The sequence below is a fragment of the Coprococcus sp. OM04-5BH genome (genome assembly GCF_003482105.1).
Taxonomy (GTDB): domain Bacteria; phylum Bacillota; class Clostridia; order Lachnospirales; family Lachnospiraceae; genus Coprococcus.
In genome coordinates, this window is sequence record NZ_QULM01000003.1 from 253,326 (window position 1) to 272,053 (window position 18,728).

15 protein-coding genes are annotated in these 18,728 nt (G+C 39.3%); 12 read left to right on the forward strand and 3 right to left on the reverse strand.

All coding sequences use genetic code 11. The annotated features are described in order from the left end of the window. Positions 1 to 34 precede the first annotated feature (34 nt). Both DXB54_RS08325 and DXB54_RS08330 read left to right on the forward strand, forming a co-directional pair. Positions 35 to 901 (forward strand): DegV family protein, encoded by an 867-nt coding sequence (locus DXB54_RS08325; RefSeq protein ID WP_118694871.1) that lies wholly within the window; start codon positions 35 to 37, stop codon positions 899 to 901. Between the two features lie 284 nt (positions 902 to 1,185). Then, complete coding sequence (locus DXB54_RS08330) at positions 1,186 to 1,728, forward strand: NADH peroxidase (protein WP_021939327.1); 543 nt, start codon at positions 1,186 to 1,188, stop codon at positions 1,726 to 1,728. 184 nt (positions 1,729 to 1,912) lie between these two features. Here DXB54_RS08330 and DXB54_RS08335 read toward each other — a convergent pair whose 3' ends face one another. Continuing rightward, positions 1,913 to 2,893, reverse strand: a complete 981-nt coding sequence (locus DXB54_RS08335; protein ID WP_118694872.1) for a DUF6709 family protein — start codon at positions 2,891 to 2,893, stop codon at positions 1,913 to 1,915. Between the two features lie 391 nt (positions 2,894 to 3,284). Between DXB54_RS08335 and DXB54_RS08340 the strand changes: the two genes are divergently transcribed. The 9 genes from DXB54_RS08340 to DXB54_RS08380 all read left to right on the forward strand — a co-directional run bounded on the left by DXB54_RS08340 (position 3,285) and on the right by DXB54_RS08380 (position 16,639). Next, a complete protein-coding gene (locus tag DXB54_RS08340) occupies positions 3,285 to 3,839 on the forward strand; it encodes a VanZ family protein (protein ID WP_158578212.1) in 555 nt (184 codons plus the stop codon). Positions 3,840 to 3,853: 14 nt separating this feature from the next. Then, positions 3,854 to 4,708: a chorismate mutase gene (locus DXB54_RS08345; protein WP_118694874.1), complete on the forward strand. Its 855-nt coding sequence runs from the start codon at positions 3,854 to 3,856 to the stop codon at positions 4,706 to 4,708. Between the two features lie 49 nt (positions 4,709 to 4,757). Further along, positions 4,758 to 5,684 carry an orotidine-5'-phosphate decarboxylase gene (gene pyrF / locus DXB54_RS08350; protein WP_021939331.1) on the forward strand — a complete coding sequence of 309 codons (927 nt, stop codon included), beginning with the start codon at positions 4,758 to 4,760 and terminating at the stop codon, positions 5,682 to 5,684. Positions 5,685 to 5,738: 54 nt separating this feature from the next. Further along, positions 5,739 to 6,503: a dihydroorotate dehydrogenase electron transfer subunit gene (locus DXB54_RS08355; protein ID WP_118694875.1), complete on the forward strand. Its 765-nt coding sequence runs from the start codon at positions 5,739 to 5,741 to the stop codon at positions 6,501 to 6,503. Further along, a complete protein-coding gene (locus DXB54_RS08360; protein WP_118694876.1) occupies positions 6,503 to 7,405 on the forward strand; it encodes a dihydroorotate dehydrogenase in 903 nt (300 codons plus the stop codon). Before DXB54_RS08355 ends, DXB54_RS08360 begins: the two co-directional genes overlap by 1 nt. Positions 7,406 to 7,430: 25 nt before the next feature. Next, positions 7,431 to 10,025 carry a sensor domain-containing diguanylate cyclase gene (locus DXB54_RS08365; RefSeq protein ID WP_147361021.1) on the forward strand — a complete coding sequence of 865 codons (2,595 nt, stop codon included), beginning with the start codon at positions 7,431 to 7,433 and terminating at the stop codon, positions 10,023 to 10,025. A gap of 331 nt (positions 10,026 to 10,356) precedes the next feature. Then, entirely contained in the window at positions 10,357 to 13,632 is a 3,276-nt protein-coding gene (gene hsdR, locus DXB54_RS08370) for a type I restriction-modification system endonuclease (RefSeq protein ID WP_118694878.1), read from the forward strand. Continuing rightward, positions 13,629 to 15,062: a class I SAM-dependent DNA methyltransferase gene (locus DXB54_RS08375; protein WP_118694879.1), complete on the forward strand. Its 1,434-nt coding sequence runs from the start codon at positions 13,629 to 13,631 to the stop codon at positions 15,060 to 15,062. Before hsdR ends, DXB54_RS08375 begins: the two co-directional genes overlap by 4 nt. Continuing rightward, positions 15,062 to 16,639: a restriction endonuclease subunit S gene (locus DXB54_RS08380; protein ID WP_118694880.1), complete on the forward strand. Its 1,578-nt coding sequence runs from the start codon at positions 15,062 to 15,064 to the stop codon at positions 16,637 to 16,639. The genes DXB54_RS08375 and DXB54_RS08380 overlap by 1 nt, the downstream gene beginning before the upstream one ends. A gap of 35 nt (positions 16,640 to 16,674) precedes the next feature. Here the strand turns inward: DXB54_RS08380 and DXB54_RS08385 are convergent, their stop codons facing one another. Beyond that, positions 16,675 to 17,484 carry a tyrosine-type recombinase/integrase gene (locus DXB54_RS08385; protein WP_118694881.1) on the reverse strand — a complete coding sequence of 270 codons (810 nt, stop codon included), beginning with the start codon at positions 17,482 to 17,484 and terminating at the stop codon, positions 16,675 to 16,677. Between the two features lie 87 nt (positions 17,485 to 17,571). Between DXB54_RS08385 and DXB54_RS08390 the strand changes: the two genes are divergently transcribed. Then, on the forward strand, positions 17,572 to 18,120 hold the full coding sequence (locus tag DXB54_RS08390) for a restriction endonuclease subunit S (RefSeq protein WP_158578213.1): 549 nt from the start codon (positions 17,572 to 17,574) through the stop codon (positions 18,118 to 18,120). Here DXB54_RS08390 and DXB54_RS08395 read toward each other — a convergent pair. Further along, positions 18,113 to 18,728: restriction endonuclease subunit S (locus tag DXB54_RS08395; RefSeq protein ID WP_199708746.1), on the reverse strand; the 616-nt coding region annotated here is incomplete at its 5' end. The two genes, DXB54_RS08390 and DXB54_RS08395, sit on opposite strands and share 8 nt — an antisense overlap.

Below are 18,728 nucleotides of genomic sequence, written 5' to 3' on the forward strand. Positions count from 1 at the left end.
TATGTGCCGTATTATTGGCATATGAGGTGATATTATGGATGATAGATATGTTATTGTGACGGATTCTTCCTGTGATCTGTCAAAGGAAATGATACAGGAACTGGAGCTGGCTGTTATACAGCTTGAGGTGGTGTTCCCTGACGGAACTACCATGGCAAATGATAAGATAGATCCGGTTGAGATCTATAAGAGACTGCGTTCGGGAGAGGATATAAAGACCTCTGCTGTAAATGTATCAGACGCAGAGGCGGTTATGAGACCGATATTTGAGTCGGGGAAGGATATTTTTTATCTTGGATTTTCCTCATGCTTAAGCAGTACCTTCCAGAATGTAAGTCTTGCATTAAAAGAACTTTCGGAGGAATTCCCTGATAGAAAATTTGATGCTGTGGATACCCTTGCGGCTTCCATGGGGCAGGGGCTTTTGGTGTACAAGGCAGCTCTTGCCAGGCGGTCAGGCATGTCTCTTGAGGAAAATGCCAGGTATATTGAGTCTATTAAGCTGAAACTGTGTCATTGGTTTACAGTTGACGATCTATTTTTCCTGAAGCGTGGTGGGAGAGTGTCCGGAGTTACAGCAGCACTTGGAACCATGTTAAGTATAAAGCCGATACTTCATATGGATGATGAGGGACACCTTATAAGTGTAAGTAAGACCAGAGGAAGAAAGGCTTCAGTTGATGAGCTTTTTAAGAAAATGAAAGCCACAGCGGACAACCCGGATGGACAGACTATATTCATAAGTCATGGTGATTGTTATGATGATGCCTTGAGACTTAAGGAAATGATAGAGAAGGAGTTTAAGGTTGAACAGATAGCTATTAATTATGTAGGTCCTGTAATAGGTTCACATTCCGGACCGGGAACATTAGCATTGTTCTTTATTGGCTCCAAGAGATAGATTTGTCCCTAAATAGTGAATAATATGATGCCTCCTAAGCAGACAGTATAATGAAAACTGCTTAGGAGGTATTTTTTATCGTTATAATTATATAATTCAAACAAAAAATATATCATAAATTATAAAAAATATATAAACTATAAAGAATCATTCTTAATAAGGGTTGACAAATTATATTTCCTTATGTAAAATGACATCATGATAATAAAAAATATCAATAAACAAAAAAATAAATGATTGCTGACAGAAGGGCAGCAACATAAATTTAAGGAGGAAATAATATTATGGCAAAGTATGTATGTTCAGTATGTGGTTATGTTTATGAGGGAGATTCAGCACCTGAGAAGTGCCCACAGTGTGGGGTTCCGGGATCAAAGTTTGTAGAACAGAAGGATGATAAGACATGGGCATCAGAGCACGTTGTTGGTGTTGCCCAGGGTGTTCCTGAGGATATAATCAATGACTTAAGAGCTAACTTCCAGGGCGAGTGCTCAGAGGTTGGTATGTATCTTGCAATGGCAAGAGTTGCTTACAGAGAGGGATATCCTGAGATCGGTGCTTACTGGGAGAAGGCAGCTTACGAAGAGGCAGAGCATGCAGCTAAGTTCGCAGAGCTTCTTGGTGAGGTTGTTACAGACTCAACAAAGAAGAATCTTGAGATGAGAGTAGAGGCAGAGCACGGAGCAACAGAGGGCAAGACAGATCTTGCAAAGCGTGCTAAGGCATTAAATCTTGACGCTATCCATGATACAGTACACGAGATGGCAAGAGACGAGGCAAGACACGGCAAGGCATTCGAGGGACTGCTTAAGAGATACTTCGGTTAATTCCATTTCATGAACCCGGTAGGGGATTGCCGGATGATTAATAAATGAGCACAAGTCAAATGTAATCATGCAGGCATATTGTACTTGACTTGTTGCCATAACAAATAAGACGCCCAATGAGCTTTATAAAACTCATTGAGCGTCTTATTTTATATAACTTATTTAAGTTGCTGGTCTATTTTACTTACTTTAGCTTGAAGGTGTTATTATCAATTCCGCTGGTATTGGTTCCGGAATTTGATGAGGTCATATCTGCCCCGTTCCACGGAACAAAAGGCTGTCCCTGACCACTGTTTGGCTGACCTGTATATGCATTATCTCCACCGTTTGGCTGACTGCCATATGAATCACTTACACTGCCTGCCTGGGTTGTGTTAAATGGATTCTGACCCGAAAATGGATCTGATCCGTTTGGCTGGTATGTTGACTGAGTCATGAATTCAGGCGGAACAGAACCTGCCGGGGTAGAAGTCGAAGGACCGGCTGATATAGTATTTTTTGACTTTACAGCTTTAATAACAATTATAATGGCACATACAACAAGTATGGCAGCTCCGATAAGTATCATCGACAGATAGTCAGCAGGCTTTATGATCTGGATAGTATACGGAAGCTCATAGTAGTTTTTTGAAATAAGATCAGGATCCTGAAGCTCTTCGTCAGTAAAGCCTGACTTTATGAAATCCATTTTGTAGCCTTCCTCTTCACTGCCGGTAGAGTTTATCTTTCCCTTGAACTTGTATGTCCCCGGATCTGTGAAGGAGTCGCCATATGTATAATCGGTAAGCTCATCGAAGAATTCGTGGTCGCCGCTTCCGACATTGATACCTACATATCTGAAATCGTCAGAGAAGTCACCGGTGTCTTCATCATAGTAACATACAGGAATGAGATAGTAGTAGCCTGATGTTCTCTTGAATACATAGTTCGTTGTTTCTTCCATGGTTGCGTAACAGCCGTAGCTTATGTAGATCTCGCCCTCAACATATGTGCCGGATTTGAAATCAGACGGCTTGGCAGTTGAGATATCCAGGATGTTGCCGGAATTGACTTTCACACATTGAATGATTCCGTCGATAATAAGGAAGCCTGCCACAAGCACAAATATTACAAGTGTGATTATGGTATTGACCCCTGATTTTTTCTTGTTTTTTCTTAAATTCATTTCTCTTCCTCCCTGGTAATCGGCACGGCATGGCGTGCTGTTCTTTTTCGTGTGTCATTTGACACTTTTTATTATTGTAATGATGTCCGTGACATCGTTACGCTGCAGCAACCCTTGTCGTAGACAATTTTTAATGGTTGCTGCTCTACTTGGACATCTGTCCCTCATTAATACAGAGTACCAAGCTGATTCTATCAAAAATCCCGGATTGACACAATGTACATATTTATCTATAAAAATTGTACATTGTATATAACCGGCATTTGTTTCTACAAATATACACAAAATACGCGGCTTTTGTTTGTATATGTCGGATGAAGTGTGATATAATTAATTAACTGTGCTGTATGTGTTAATATAGATTAGGTGTACACAGAAAAAGGTTATGAACATGGCATTTAACGAAGATGGAAAAAATAATAAAATGCATAAAGCAACACCTGTGGTAAGATGGATTATGTTTCTTCCGGCAGTGATCTGGATGATATTTATATTTTACATGTCAGCCCAGACAGGAGGTGAGTCAGGCTCCTTAAGTGAGCGGATCACCAGACCTGTAATAGACCTGCTTGATCATATATTTAATTACGGTGAACATTATGCCGTGGCTTTTGACAGGATGGAATTTATTATAAGAAAATGTGCACATATGACGGAGTATGCCATATTGTTTCTGTTGATATTTTTCCCACTTAAGAAGTGTGCGGGAGTGTCGTGGAAAGCATATATGGTTGGCATGATAATTGCGGTTATCTATGCGGGAAGCGACGAAGTCCATCAGTATTTTGTTGAGGGAAGACATGGCTGTATATCGGATGTGCTTATAGATTCGGCAGGGGCGGTAACGGCTGCTGTGCTTACTGCACTGGCAAGTAACAAAAAGACTATTTTGGCTGCGGTGTGCATAGTATTATGTGGGGTAACCGGAGTTCTGATATATGTATAAGGAATGGTAGTTTTATGACATTAGAGGAAGTAAGAAGGAACATAGACAGGGTTGACGGGGAGATCAAGAGACTGTTTAAGGAGAGAATGGAGCTGGCAGACAATGTCGCCAGGGTAAAGGCTGAGACTGGAGATGTTATCTATAAGCCGGACAGGGAAGAGGTTATAATAAACACTCTGACTGCGGATGTGGATGACAATATAAAGCGTGAGTATACAGCTCTTATAAAGCGTATCATGGAGGTGAGCAGGAAGTACCAGTACGGAAGGACACTGGAGCTTAGGGACTGCTTTCCGGTACAGTATGAGGAGCATGAACCGGAGCTTAAGACACCTGCCATGCTTGACAGGGAGGTTCACCTGTGTGATGAGGATTTAAGAGCTTCTGTGGTTGTGGCAGATACATTTGAAGGGGTGGCAGAGCTTATAAATAACGGATCCGCTGACTGTGGAATGGGTGTTATAGAAGACATAGGATATGGAGTTAGTGATGCACTTCATGATATACTGACAGGGAATGGTCTGTATATATGCCGCTGTAAGGTGATAAATGAAGACGGACACAAGAAGAAGCTTGTGACATTTTCAGAACACCTGGCAGCAGAGGAGGAACACAACAGGATCAAGATCATGTTTGTATGTAAGAACCACAGCGGAAGCCTTGGAAGTGTGCTTTCCATGATAGCGGATTACGGTGTGAACCTTACAGAGATACATTCAGTACCATATACCAACACAGACTGGAATTACAGGATATATGCGGAGCTTAATGCTAATTTCAGAAGGAAAGATATCAAGGCACTCATATTCCAGCTTATTAACGAGACAGAAGAATTCAAGGTTCTTGGAAGCTATTGCTGTAATGAGTAAATGAGCGGGTATATCAATAAATTAATATATTCTATAAGGAGAAAATAAGATGATTGACAGATTAGTGGAGAATATCAAAAAAACAAATGCACCTATAGTTGTGGGACTTGATCCTATGCTTGCCTATGTGCCTGAGCATATTAAGACAGAGGCTTACAGAGAGTACGGTGAGACTCTTGAAGGTGCCGCAGATGCTATCTGGCAGTTCAATAAAGGCATAGTAGACGCAACATATGATATTATTCCGGCTGTTAAGCCGCAGATTGCTATGTATGAGCAGTTTGGCATACCGGGACTTATTGCATTTAAGAAGACTGTGGATTACTGCAAGGAAAAGGGACTTGTGGTTATCGGTGATATCAAGAGAGGAGACATTGGATCTACATCTACAGCTTACGCAGTAGGTCATCTGGGCAAGGTACAGGTGGGCTACAATACATATGCAGGTTTCGACGAGGACTTTGTTACAGTAAATCCATATCTTGGAACTGACGGAGTTAAGCCGTTTGTAGATGTATGTAAGGAAGAGAATAAGGGTATATTCGTTCTTGTTAAGACATCAAATCCTTCATCAGGTGAGTTTCAGGATAAGATTGTTGACGGCAAGCCTCTCTATGAGCTTGTAGGCAGGATGGTTGATACATGGGGCTCAGAGGTTATAGGAAAGTCAGGTTACTCAGCGGTTGGTGCCGTGGTTGGTGCAACATATCCTGAGATGGGCAGGGTTTTAAGAGATATTATGCCTAAGTCATATATCCTTGTACCTGGTTATGGTGCACAGGGCGGAAAGGCAAAGGATCTTGTACATTACTTCAATGAGGATGGGTTAGGTGCCATCGTTAATTCTTCAAGAGGAATAATCGCTGCATACAAGCAGGATAAATATGCTTCATTTGGGCCTGAGGCTTATGCAGACGCTTCAAGACAGGCTGTTGTTGACATGATCGAAGATATCAACGGAGCACTGGGAAGATAATAAAATAACAGAAAAAACACACTGAAATATTCATATGTGAGGTAGGAGGACCCTATGGGTAAATTAAAAATAAAGGCTCAGGTTGTGAGACAGGAGTGTATAGGAACAGGTATATACAGCCTTGTTTTAAAGGCAGAGCCTATTGCGGAGCAGGCAGTGGCAGGACAGTTTGTATCCGTATATTCATCTGATGGCAGCAAGCTTCTTCCAAGACCTATAAGTCTCTGCGATATAGATAAGGAAAAGGGAACACTTAGACTTGTGTACAGAGTTGTGGGAGCGGGAACAAAGGAATTTTCACAGCTTGCGGCAGGAGAATATGTTGATATACTTGGCCCCCTTGGAAATGGTTTCATGCAGGAAAAGAAGAAGGCGATACTTATAGGTGGCGGAATAGGAATACCTCCTATGTTAGAGCTTGCCAAGGAACTTGACTGTGAGAAATCCATAGTATTAGGCTACAGGGATGAGCTTTTTCTTAAGGATGAGTTTGAACAGTATGGTACATGCTACGTTTCATCAGAGGATGGTAAGCATGGCGTAAAGGGAAATGTCATTGATGCCATAAAGGAATATGGTGTTAAAGGAGATATAATATATGCGTGTGGTCCTACACCTATGTTAAGGGGAATAAAGGCCTACGCTATGGAGCAGGGAATAACCTGTGAGATATCCATGGAGGAAAGAATGGCATGTGGTATAGGCGCGTGCCTTGCCTGCGTATGCAAGACAAAGGATGTGGACGATCATTCAATGGTACATAACAGGAGAATCTGCAAGGATGGTCCTGTATTCTATGCGGAAGAGGTGGAACTGTAATGAACATGAGTGTAAATATAGCAGGTGTAGAATTAAAGAATCCCATAACCGTTGCCTCAGGAACATTTGGCTCAGGCATGGAATACTCAGAATTTGTGGACTTAAATAGACTTGGGGCAGTTACCACAAAGGGGGTTGCCATAATCCCCTGGCCGGGAAATCCCACACCTAGGATCGCTGAGACCTATGGGGGTATGATGAATGCCATCGGACTTCAGAATCCGGGAATTGATGTTTTTGTCAACAGAGACATTCCGTTTCTTAAGAAATATGATACAAAGATCATTGTAAATGTCTGCGGCAAGTCAGAGGATGATTATGTGGAGTGCGTAAGAAGACTGGCAGATGTGGACGTGGATCTTCTTGAGATAAATGTGTCATGCCCTAATGTAAAGGAAGGCGGAATAGCATTTGGCCAGGATCCCAAGGCTTTATACAGCATAACAGAGAAGGTTAAGGCTGTGGCGAAGCAGCCGGTCATCATGAAGCTCAGTCCTAATGTTACAGATATAACAGAGATGGCTAAGGCAGCAGAAGCAGCCGGAAGTGATGCGGTCTCTCTTATCAATACCCTTACAGGAATGAAGATAGATGTAAACAGAAGGACATTTGCAGTGGCAAATAAAACCGCTGGTGTGTCAGGACCTGCCATACATCCGATAGCTGTAAGGATGGTATATCAGGTTGCAAATGCAGTTAATATACCGATCATAGGCATGGGGGGAGTTGCCACCACCGAGGATGCTCTTGAGATGATAATGGCAGGGGCTTCAGCAGTTGCCGTTGGAACAGCTAATTTCAATAATCCGTATGTGACAGTAGAGATCATTGACGGAATAAAAGAGTATATGGAGAAGAATGGTATAGAGGATATTAACGAACTTATTGGATGCGTAAAGTAAACGATGATCGATAGAAGGTGTGCGTGTGAAGAAAAACTTTGAAATAGAAGAGGTTGTATATTCAAAATATTGTGTTGATGCCGAGGACGGAAGGATACTGTATGCAGATGACAATTTCTGCAATATTCTTGGATATACCCAGGAAGATATCAGAGAAAGAGAACTGACCCTCTGGGACATTATAGTTCCGGAGGATCTGGATGAATATGCCAAAAGAATAGGGGCTGTGATCGCTGCCGGGGGTGAAGCGTATCTGTCCCATGGTCTTGTGAAAAAGTCCGGTGAGAGTATATATGTATTCTGTTATGGAAAAGTAAGGAAATGTGAGGATGGAAGCGGCGTTGTTGCCGACATAATGATCACAGACGTTACAGCCGGCAGACAGCTTCAGGAATATGTTGAGATGCTGGCGGGACAGAATACAGAGCTGAATCATGAGCTTTCGGATAAGAACAGTCTTATTACTTCACTTATAGATAATTTTGCAGGAGGTGTAGGGGTGTTTGAGGTTGGCAAGGATAAGCTTACAGCAAAGTATCTGAGCCATAGCTTTTATAAGATGTTTGGTGTTAATGTCAGGGAAGTGAATGCTCATAATAGTGATGTGCTGGAGTTTACAGCTCCCGGTTACAGAAAAAGTCTCATGCACCAGATAAGACAGACTATAGCAAGCAATACAACTACCATAGGTGAGCATAAGTTCCTGAATTTTAAAGGAGGCAAGGAATTCTTTGTCCAGGCATGTATATCTGTGCTGTCCATAAGATCAGGAGTGATAAATGTATGCATAGTTTTTTATGAGCTTGGTGAGAAGAAAAAAAGGGAACTTGAGAAGAATGCTTACAATGAGCTTATTAAGATGATCGTTGAGGGCAGTAATGAATACATAGTTGATTATTCCTTCGGAGATGATATCATGCACCTTAAGAAGATTGACGATGGAGAACTGGTGGAGGTGGATTCCACCGAGGGCTTCTTCACCGGTCTTAAGGACAATGAATATATCCATCCGGACGACTATGGAAAGATTGGCTATATGAAGGATTATCTTTCAAAGAACAGGGATACAAAAACTGTAGATTTCAGATTCAGATTCTTCACAGAGGAGTACAGATGGTACAGGATGATGTTGGTAAGCATAGCCTCGGATGATGGTACCATAGGTAAGCTTGTGGGTAAGATGTATTCCATTCATGAGGAGAAGCTCCGGGCAGCGGAGCTTAAGAAAAAGGCAGAGTTGGATTCCCTTACCAATATTTACAATCATCAGACCTTTGAAAATAAGGTTATTGCGGAGCTTGGCAGGAAATTCTATGGAAGCATGGCATTATTTGTCATGGATATAGATGATTTCAAGCTTATAAATGACGCTCTTGGACATTATGAGGGTGACAGGGTTCTTGCGGATGTTGCACTGAAGCTGAAGCAGATCTCAGAAAGATACGGCGGATATGCCGGAAGGCTTGGGGGAGATGAGTTTTCGGTATTTATCCCGGGAATATCAAAAAAAGAGCAGATTGAGGAGATCGCAGGCAATCTGGGTAAGGATATTTCGGATATGCCTTGCGATATAAAGCATACTGCCTCTATCGGAATATATATGAAGTCTGATGACGAGGATATCGACTACTATGAGATGTATAGGCGGGCTGATAAGGCGCTGTACAGTTCCAAGAGGGCAGGGAAGAACAGGTATAGCTTTTATGAGGATACGGGGATTGCGGAAGAGAACCTTTCTGATGAGACAAAGGCAGTCTTTACAGATACGGAATATATGCTTTTAGACAATTATAATGCCATATCATATATTTCTGATTTGAATAATTATGACTTGTATTACATCAACAATGCATGTAAGAAAAATCTGGGGATGCAACCAGATGACGAGTCCTATGTAGGCAGGAAATGTTATGAGGTTCTTCAGGGACGGTCCGAGCCGTGTCCCTTCTGTACCAACAATATACTTGATAATAAGAAGACCTATATATGGAACCATGTAAATGACAATGATGGCTGCGCCTATGTACTTAAGGACAGTGTTGGGGACTGGAACGGACACAGGAGCAGACTTGAGCTTGCCATCAATATAACAGATGTGGATTCCACCACCAGAGCCATGGCGGAGAGACTGGACAATGAGGATCTGTTGAATGTGTGTGTCAATGAAATGGCATACAGCAATGATTTCAATAAGAGTTGTGAGCGTGTCCTTGAAGCCATTGGAGCATACTATGCTGCAACAAATATATTGCTGTTTGAATACAGCGGTGACAGTGGAAAGATATATGAATGGAAGAGCGACATTGCCACATCCTTAAGCATTACAAGCAGGATGTTCCTACAGCCGGATGTAAGGAAATGCCTTGACGGCTATTCTAATGAACAGGGTGTCTTTATGGTGGATTCGGAAATGTATGGGGGACTTGATGAGAGACTCAGATTATTCTTTGGAGCTAACAGAATCTGGACAGCATATTTCATGTCAATTAAGAACCGCAGCAGGGAGACTATAGGCAGGCTGTTGATAATCAATCCTAAGAAGCATGTGGGAGAGCTGCAGGTGGTGAATATAATAGGTACATACCTTGGAAGGGATATGTATGAAAAGGATAATAGATAAGCATATTATCGTTTTTAGGTACAATTAAAAATGGCACTGGTATCAGATGTTTCAGATGAAAAACCATGCATTTGTAATTAAGCAAATGCATGGTTTTTTTATGACGGCGCTTAAAAAGGGAAAAGAGGTAACGATAAGTTGACACGATATAGTGAATGGCACCGCTTGGCAAACTCAGGTTAACATTGGAAAAATATAGGTATACATGATATAATATTATATTATGAGAAGTTGGGTTGGTATTATGATGTAGGGAGAATATTGTATTGCCAGATAGATGATACTATTGATTATTCTATGAATGCGTATATGTAATTGGGAGGTGACTCTTATGAAATCAAACTTTGATTTTTTGCAATCAGAGTTTCCTGTTTTATCAACATTTGGTTGTCAGGCTGAAAAGTATTGCTTTTCTGATCCTAATTCATGTCTTATGAAATTGGGAATGATAGGGGAGAGTATTGTTAATTTAATGTTTACTTACGACAGAATTCAATTGCCATATGATAATACAGCAGTTGCGCGGATAGATACTCTTCAAAGAGAAGGATTGTTAACTAGAGATTTAACTGATATTTTACATGCACTTAGAAAAAACAGAAACAAGGCCGTGCATGAGAATTATGATTCTGTTTCAGAATGTAAAATTTTGCTTGAAATGGCACATAGTCTTTGTGAGTGGTTTATGCAGACTTATGGAGATTGGAATTATCAGCATCATGATTTTGTTATGCCTAAATTCGAAAATAAGAAAGTGTTGGTTACACAGGAGGAGAAAGCTGCAGAAGAGGAACAGGCAGAAGAACTAAAAAAACAGGCAGAACAAAAGGCGAGTACAGCTAAAACTATTTCTAAATCAGAACGACAGAAGCGGGCTGATAAAATGGCGAGTCAGCGACCTAAGTCAGAAGCTGAAACTAGATATATTATTGACGAGCAACTGCGCCAAGTGGGATGGGAGGCAGATACAGAAAATCTGCGTTACTCTAAAGGAACTCGTCCAGCAAAAGGACATAATATGGCTATTGCGGAATGGCCAACAAGCTCTACAGTAGGAAAGAGTGGACGTGTAGACTATGCGTTATTTGTTGACACTAAGTTGATAGGCGTTATTGAGGCAAAAGCAATACATAAGGATATTCCATCTGTTATTGATTACCAGGGGAAAGAATACCCACGTAATATTCGTAAGGAAGATTCAGAGTATCAGATTGGAAAATGGGGGGAATATAAAGTCCCATTTACTTTTGCGACCAATGGGAGACCATACTTAAAACAGCTTGAGACAAAGTCAGGCATATGGTTTTTAGATTTGAGAAATCCAGCAAATAATCCGACAGCCCTTCATGGTTGGATTAGTCCTATGGGAATGTTAGAGTTATTGGAAAAAAATCCTCAAGAGGGTAATTTAGCATTAAAAGTATTACCATATGATTTTCTTACAGATTCTAATGGACTGAATTTGCGTGAGTATCAGTTGAATGCCATTAAAGCGGCAGAACAGTCGGTTATTGAGGGGAAAAGGAATATTCTTTTGGCTATGGCCACAGGAACAGGAAAAACACGTACTGTATTAGGAATGATTTATCGTTTTTTAAAGACGAACCGCTTCAAGCGTATTTTGTTTCTAGTTGATCGTACTTCTCTCGGAGAACAAGCTGTAGACGTATTTAAAGAAGTAAAATTGGAAGATTTAATGACGCTTAATGAGATATACAATATAAAGGGGCTTGAAGATAAAAATATCGATAAGGAAACCAGAATTCAGGTTGCTACTGTGCAGAGTATGGTTAAGCGTATTTTATATAATGACGGAGAAAGTATGCCTGCTGTTACAGACTATGATTTGGTTATCATTGACGAAGCACACCGTGGATATATTCTTGACAAGGAAATGGGTGATACGGAAATTTTGTATCGTGACCAGAGAGATTATCAAAGCAAATATCGAAGCGTAATTGAATATTTCGATGCGGTGAAGATTGCACTTACAGCAACACCTGCACTTCAGACAACAGAAATTTTTGGGCAGCCTGTGTTTAAATACACATACCGGGAAGCTGTCATTGAGGGATATTTGGTAGACCATGATGCTCCTCATCATCTGGAAACAAAACTAAGCACAGGTGGAATACATTATAAATCAGGTGATACAGTTATGATTTATGACCCTGTGACCGGCGAAATTACAAACAGTGAGTTGCTGGATGATGAACTGAATTTTGATATCGAACAGTTCAATCGTCAGGTTATTACGGAGAATTTTAATAAGGCAGTTTTGAGTGAGATTTCCCGTGATATTGATCCTGAAAATCCAGAAGAACAGGGCAAAACTTTAATATATGCAGTTGATGACCAGCATGCAGATACGATTGTGTCAATTTTGAGAGATATTTATTCAGAATACGGAGTTTCTAATGAGGCTATTATGAAGATAACCGGCAGTGTTGGCGGTGGAAATCCTAAGAAGGTACAAGAGGCTATCAAACGCTTCAAAAATGAAAATTATCCAAGTATTGCAGTGACAGTTGACCTGTTGACTACGGGAATTGATGTGCCTGAAATTACAACATTAGTGTTTATGCGCCGGGTGAAATCACGTATTTTATTTGAACAGATGTTGGGACGGGCTACCAGGTTATGTCCGAAAATTCATAAGACACATTTTGAAATATATGATCCGGTGGGTGTATATGATTCTTTGAACGATGTGAATACTATGAAGCCAGTAGTGGTGAATCCAACAACAAGTTTTACCCAACTGTTAGATGGACTGTCTGAAATCAATGATGACAGACAGGTAGAACAGCAGATTAATCAGATAATTGCTAAACTACAGAGAAAGAAAAGAAACATGTCACCTAAAGTAATGAATTATTTCATCAGCATGACTGATGGAAAAGATCCATCGCAGTTTATTATGGAAATTGAAAAGGCAGATGTGCAGGAAGCAAAGAAGCGTTTACTTAAATATCGTGATGTGTTCAAAATGTTGCAAGAGACAAAAGCAAATGGTTCTCGTCCTGTTGTAGTTTCTGATGCGGAGGATGAGTTGACAGAACATTCACGTGGATATGGAAAGGCGGAAAAACCAGAGGATTACCTAAATGCATTTTCACACTATATTCAGAGTAATCGAAATGAAATTGCTGCATTGAATATTATTTGTACTAGCCCAAAGGATTTGACAAGAAAAGATTTGAAAGATCTGAGATTGACACTTGATAGAGAGGGCTTTACGACGCAGCAGTTGAATACTGCAATTTATGAATTGACTAATGAAGAGATAATGGCAGACATTATAAGCTTGATTCGACGTTATGCAATCGGTTCAACACTGATTAGTCATGAAGCACGTATTCACAGAGCGGTTGAGAAGCTTAGAAAAAAACATAATTTTTCAAAGCAAGAGCAGAGCTGGATATCCCGCATTGAAAAATATCTGCTTGGAGAATCCGTAATGAATATCAAAGTATTTGATGAAGATAGCAGATTTGCAAGTTATGGAGGATTTAATAAGATAAACAAAGTATTTCAGAATAATCTGGAAAATATCGTGCTAGAATTAAATGAATATTTATATGATGACGGAGGAAATGTTGCATGACAACACAAGAAATTGTATCGAAATTATGGAATTTATGTAACGTACTGAGGGATGATGGTATCACATATCATCAGTATGTTACAGAATTAACATATATTTTGTTTTTGAAAATGGCGAAGGAAACCGGAACGGAGGAACAGATTCCAGAGAAATATCGTTGGGATGAATTAAAGGCCAAAAGCGGAGTAGAATTGAAAAAGTTTTACAAAGAGCTGTTATCAGAACTTGGGGATAATAGTACGGGCAGAATTCGTGAAATATATCAGGGGGCAGCAACAAATATTGATGAGCCTAAGAATCTTGAAAAAATTATAGCTACAATAGATAGCCTTGATTGGTATTCCGCAAGAGAAGAAGGCCTTGGAAATCTGTATGAAGGATTGCTTGAGAAAAATGCTAACGAAAAGAAATCAGGGGCAGGGCAGTATTTTACTCCACGTGTTCTGATTGATGTGATGACAAAACTCATGAAGCCGCAAGTGGGTGAGAGATGTAATGATCCTGCCTGTGGAACATTTGGATTTATGATTGCTGCTCATCAATATGTTGCCGATCATACAGACAATTTTTTCGATATTGAAGATGCAGATTTAGCAAGATTTGAGAAAGAAGAAGCGTTTACAGGCTGTGAGCTTGTTCATGATACACACCGTTTGGCATTAATGAATGCTATGCTCCATGATATAGAAGCACCTATTACACTAGGTGATACACTTTCAAATATTGGAAAATCAATGCATGATTATGATCTTGTTTTGACTAATCCGCCTTTTGGTACTAAGAAGGGAGGAGAGCGTGCAACACGTGATGATTTTACCTATCCTACCAGCAACAAGCAGCTGAACTTTTTACAACATATTTATCGAAGTCTGAAAAACAACGGAAAAGCAAGAGCTGCCGTTGTATTGCCGGATAATGTGTTATTTGCAGATGGTGATGGCGAGAAAATAAGATTGGATTTATTAGACAAATGTAATCTACATACGATTTTGCGTCTGCCTACCGGAATATTTTATGCACAAGGTGTTAAGACAAATGTACTTTTCTTTACTCGTGGAAAGACAGATAAGGGAAATACAAAAGAAGTCTGGATTTATGATCTCAGAAATGATATGCCATCATTTGGAAAAACAAACCCTTTAAAGCCAGAGCACTTTGATGATTTCATAGCATGTTATGCAGATGGAGACCTGAGCAAGCGAAAAGAAACATATAGTGAGGAAAATCCAAATGGAAGATGGCGTAAGTTCTCAATTCAGGATATCCTTGCACGAGATAAGACAAGTCTGGATATTACATGGATGAAGACAGAATCTGATACAGATAATTATACACTTACAGAATTGCTGGATCAGATTAAAGAAAAATCTCAGAATATTGCCAACGCGGTTTCGGAATTAGAAAAGTTGATTGGAGAAGTGGAGGAGTAATGAATACAAAAGCATTAAGACAAAAAATACTTGACCTTGCTATACGCGGCAAGCTTGCTCCACAGGATCCGAATGATGAACCGGCAGAGGTATTATTGGAACGCATCAGAGAGCAGAAACAGCAGATGCTCAAAGAAGGTAAGCTTAAAAAGAAGGATATTAAGAATGATACAATTATCTTTAAAGGTGAGGATAATTTGCATTATGAGAAGTTTCAGGATGGGACTGTGAAATGTATTGAGGATGAGATACCGTTTGAAGTGCCGGAAGGGTGGGCTTGGTGCAGGTTGAACGATATATATAATTTTATTGATTATCGGGGTGCAACACCAACTAAAACAACAAATGGAATACCTTTGGTTACTGCTAAAAATGTCAAATCTGGATATATTGATTATACAATTGATGATTATATATCAGAAGAAGAGTTTAAAGAACGGCAGCAACGTGGCATTTCAAAAAAAGGTGATATTTTATTTACAACGGAAGCTCCTTTGGGCAATGCAGCTTTAGCTGATATAGAAAAGTTTAGTGCAGGGCAAAGATTAATTACGTTTCAACAATATGGTTCAAAGAATGAATTGATAAATTATGTTATGTTAATGTTTATATTGAGTGATTTTTTTCAGCAACAGTTATGTGTTAATAAAACTGGAAGTACTGTAGCTGGTATCAAAGCTGCAATATTAAAAACTTTATGGATACCTGTACCACCATATAACGAACAACTTAGAATTAGTAATACCTTGAAGTCTGCTGTAAATTTGATTGATAGTATTTCACAAAATAAAGAAATACTTAGTACAAGTATAAGTAATACAAAATCTAAAATCCTCGATCTTGCAATCCGTGGTAAACTTGTCCCACAAGATCCAAATGATGAGCCGGCTTCTGTTCTCCTTGAGCGTATACGTACAGAAAAAGAAGAACTGATTAAACAAGGCAAAATCAAGCGTGATAAGAAGGAATCTGTTATCTTCCGAGGTGATGATAACTCTTATTATCTGAGGACTGGTAGAGTTGAAGAATCTTTAGAGGATTGGAGATTTGATGACCTTCCTGAAACATGGAAAATATGTTGTTTGGGGGAGTTGTGTGATTATGGGGATTGTATTAATGTTAATACTGAAGATATAGCAGAAGACGCATGGATTCTTGACCTTGAAGATATAGAAAAAGATACCGGCACGGTCTTAAAGAAAGTGACAAAGGATCAACGAAATTCAGTTAGTACAAAGCACAAATTTCATTCGGGACAAGTATTGTATAGTAAACTGCGCCCATATCTCAATAAGGTGGTTTTATCAGATGCTGACGGATACTGCACTTCTGAAATTCTTCCTTTAGAATTTAAAAATTGTGTTCTTCCTGAATATGCTCGATATTATTTAATGTCGGGTACATTTATTACATACGCTAACCATTGCTCTTATGGTGTAAAAATGCCTCGTTTAGGAACAACAGATGGGAAAAAAGCTATTTTTTCATTACCGCCATTGTCAGAACAAAAACGTATTGTAGAAACAATAGACTTTTGCTTTATGCAGTTGAATAAAATTTCAGAAGCGCTTGCTTAACATACAGCCGCCCTCATCCGAGGACGGCTTAATTTTTACCAAGTTACAATTTTATCTACAAGTTCCTGCTGTTCGCTGGCAGTTCTACGAAGATATATGCGTGTAGTTTCAATACTTTCGTGTCCCATAAGGTCGGCAAGCAAAGCAATATCATTGTACTTCTCGAGAAAATTCTTTGCATATCTGTGGCGGAATGAATGTGGGTAAACCACCTTTTTGTCAAGTCCATATTTCTCGGCATAGTTTTTAAGTTGCTGAGAAATTCCTCTTGTGGTAATTCTATCTCCATATCTGTTAAGAAACAAATAACCAGAGGAACGGTGCGATTCCTCCAGCCATTCAAGAGTTTCTATTTTTAACTTTTGTGGTATGTATAATCGTCGTAGTTTACCACCTTTTGTGTATAGGTCAAAATATCCGATTTCTATATGCTCAATCTTAATTTGAATCAGCTCGCTTACTCTTGCCCCAGTAGCTGCTAAATACCAAACTACAAAATACCATTCCATATTACCATCTTTTTTAAGCTGTTTTTTAAGAAAATTATAATCTGCATTGCTGATAACATTCTCTAAGAAGTTTTTTTGCTGCACCTTTACAGCTTTCAACTGTAATTGCCGTTCTTCTAAATACTCCAAATATTTGTTTATTGCTTGTATACGTAGATTTACCGTTTTAGGCTTAAAGAATTCCATCAAATACCCTTTGTAGGCAAGCAGATTTTCTTTGCTAACAACATCGTAATTCGCATTGAAATAATTCACTGTCCATAGATACGATGTTATCGTATTTTCTGATAAGTTTTCCTTTCTCAAGTATTCTTCAAATGTTATTTTTGTCTCCATAAAAAGACACCTCCGATATAATATTTTTGCGAGAAATTCGCTCTAATATTATATCGAAGATGTTTACACTCCTCTTATTATGAGAAGGTGGGCAATAACGTAAATTGCATTGATGAAAAAATCCCATTTGAATTACCAGAAGGTTGGGCTTTTATTCGTCTAAATACTGCATGGGAACTAATATCTGGAAGAGATTTGTCTCCATCAGAATATAACGATAAAAATGATGGAATTCCATATATTACAGGTGCAAGCAATTTTAAAAATGGTCATATTAGCTTAATTCGTTGGACTCCCGTTCCGCAAGTTATTACTCGGAGGGGAGACTTACTTCTGACTTGCAAAGGAACTATTGGGGAAATCGCACATAATAACTTTGGGGAAGCTCACATTGCACGTCAAATTATGGCTATTCGCAATATCTATAGCCTTAATGTTGATTTTCTGGCATTATGCATTGAATATTCAATGACAAAAATCAAACAAGCTGCCAAGGGACTTATTCCGGGAATATCTCGTGAAGATATTCTTAACTTAGTTATACCTATTCCACCAACCAAAGAGCAAGAAAATATTTGCAACAAGCTCAAAGTAACTTTTTCAGCAATAGAGTATATTGAGAAGAGCCTCAATTGAGGCACTTTTCGATTATAGCTAGGTGGCTAAATGCAACATTTATAGATTTATCAATGCGTTTCTGTTCAGATAACGGAGGAACTGCTATGAGCATTTCTTTTAATGTAAGTGGCTTTAATTCCTTTTGATTTGTTGATCCTTCGCCTTTCTTTTCAAGTTCGGTTTGATGTGCCTTCATGAAAGCATATAGGTAATGTGAGCTGATGCAACTAAAGCTACGAATTACCGTAACATGGGAATCAGGAACAATTAAGAGACCTGTAGTATTATCGGTATTTCTATAAATTCCGACTCGTCCAAGAGTACCTGTTCCGGTTGAGTTAATTACTATATCTCCATCTTGCATATGTTCATCAGTCGGATAACGTTTTATTGTGGTCTCGTCAAGATATTGAGCCAAACTAATATCTATGCCGTTGTATTTGGTGTTGCATTTCTGAGCAAATACAATAACATTGCTGATTTCTGCATATTTTGGAGATTTTCCTCGACGAATTTCTTTAACACAGCAATTTTCTAAACGCATCCATGTCCAAGTATCTGGAATATCATATGGTATTTCTTCATCAATGCAAGACACCTCACCATCAATCTTCTCATAATAAGAG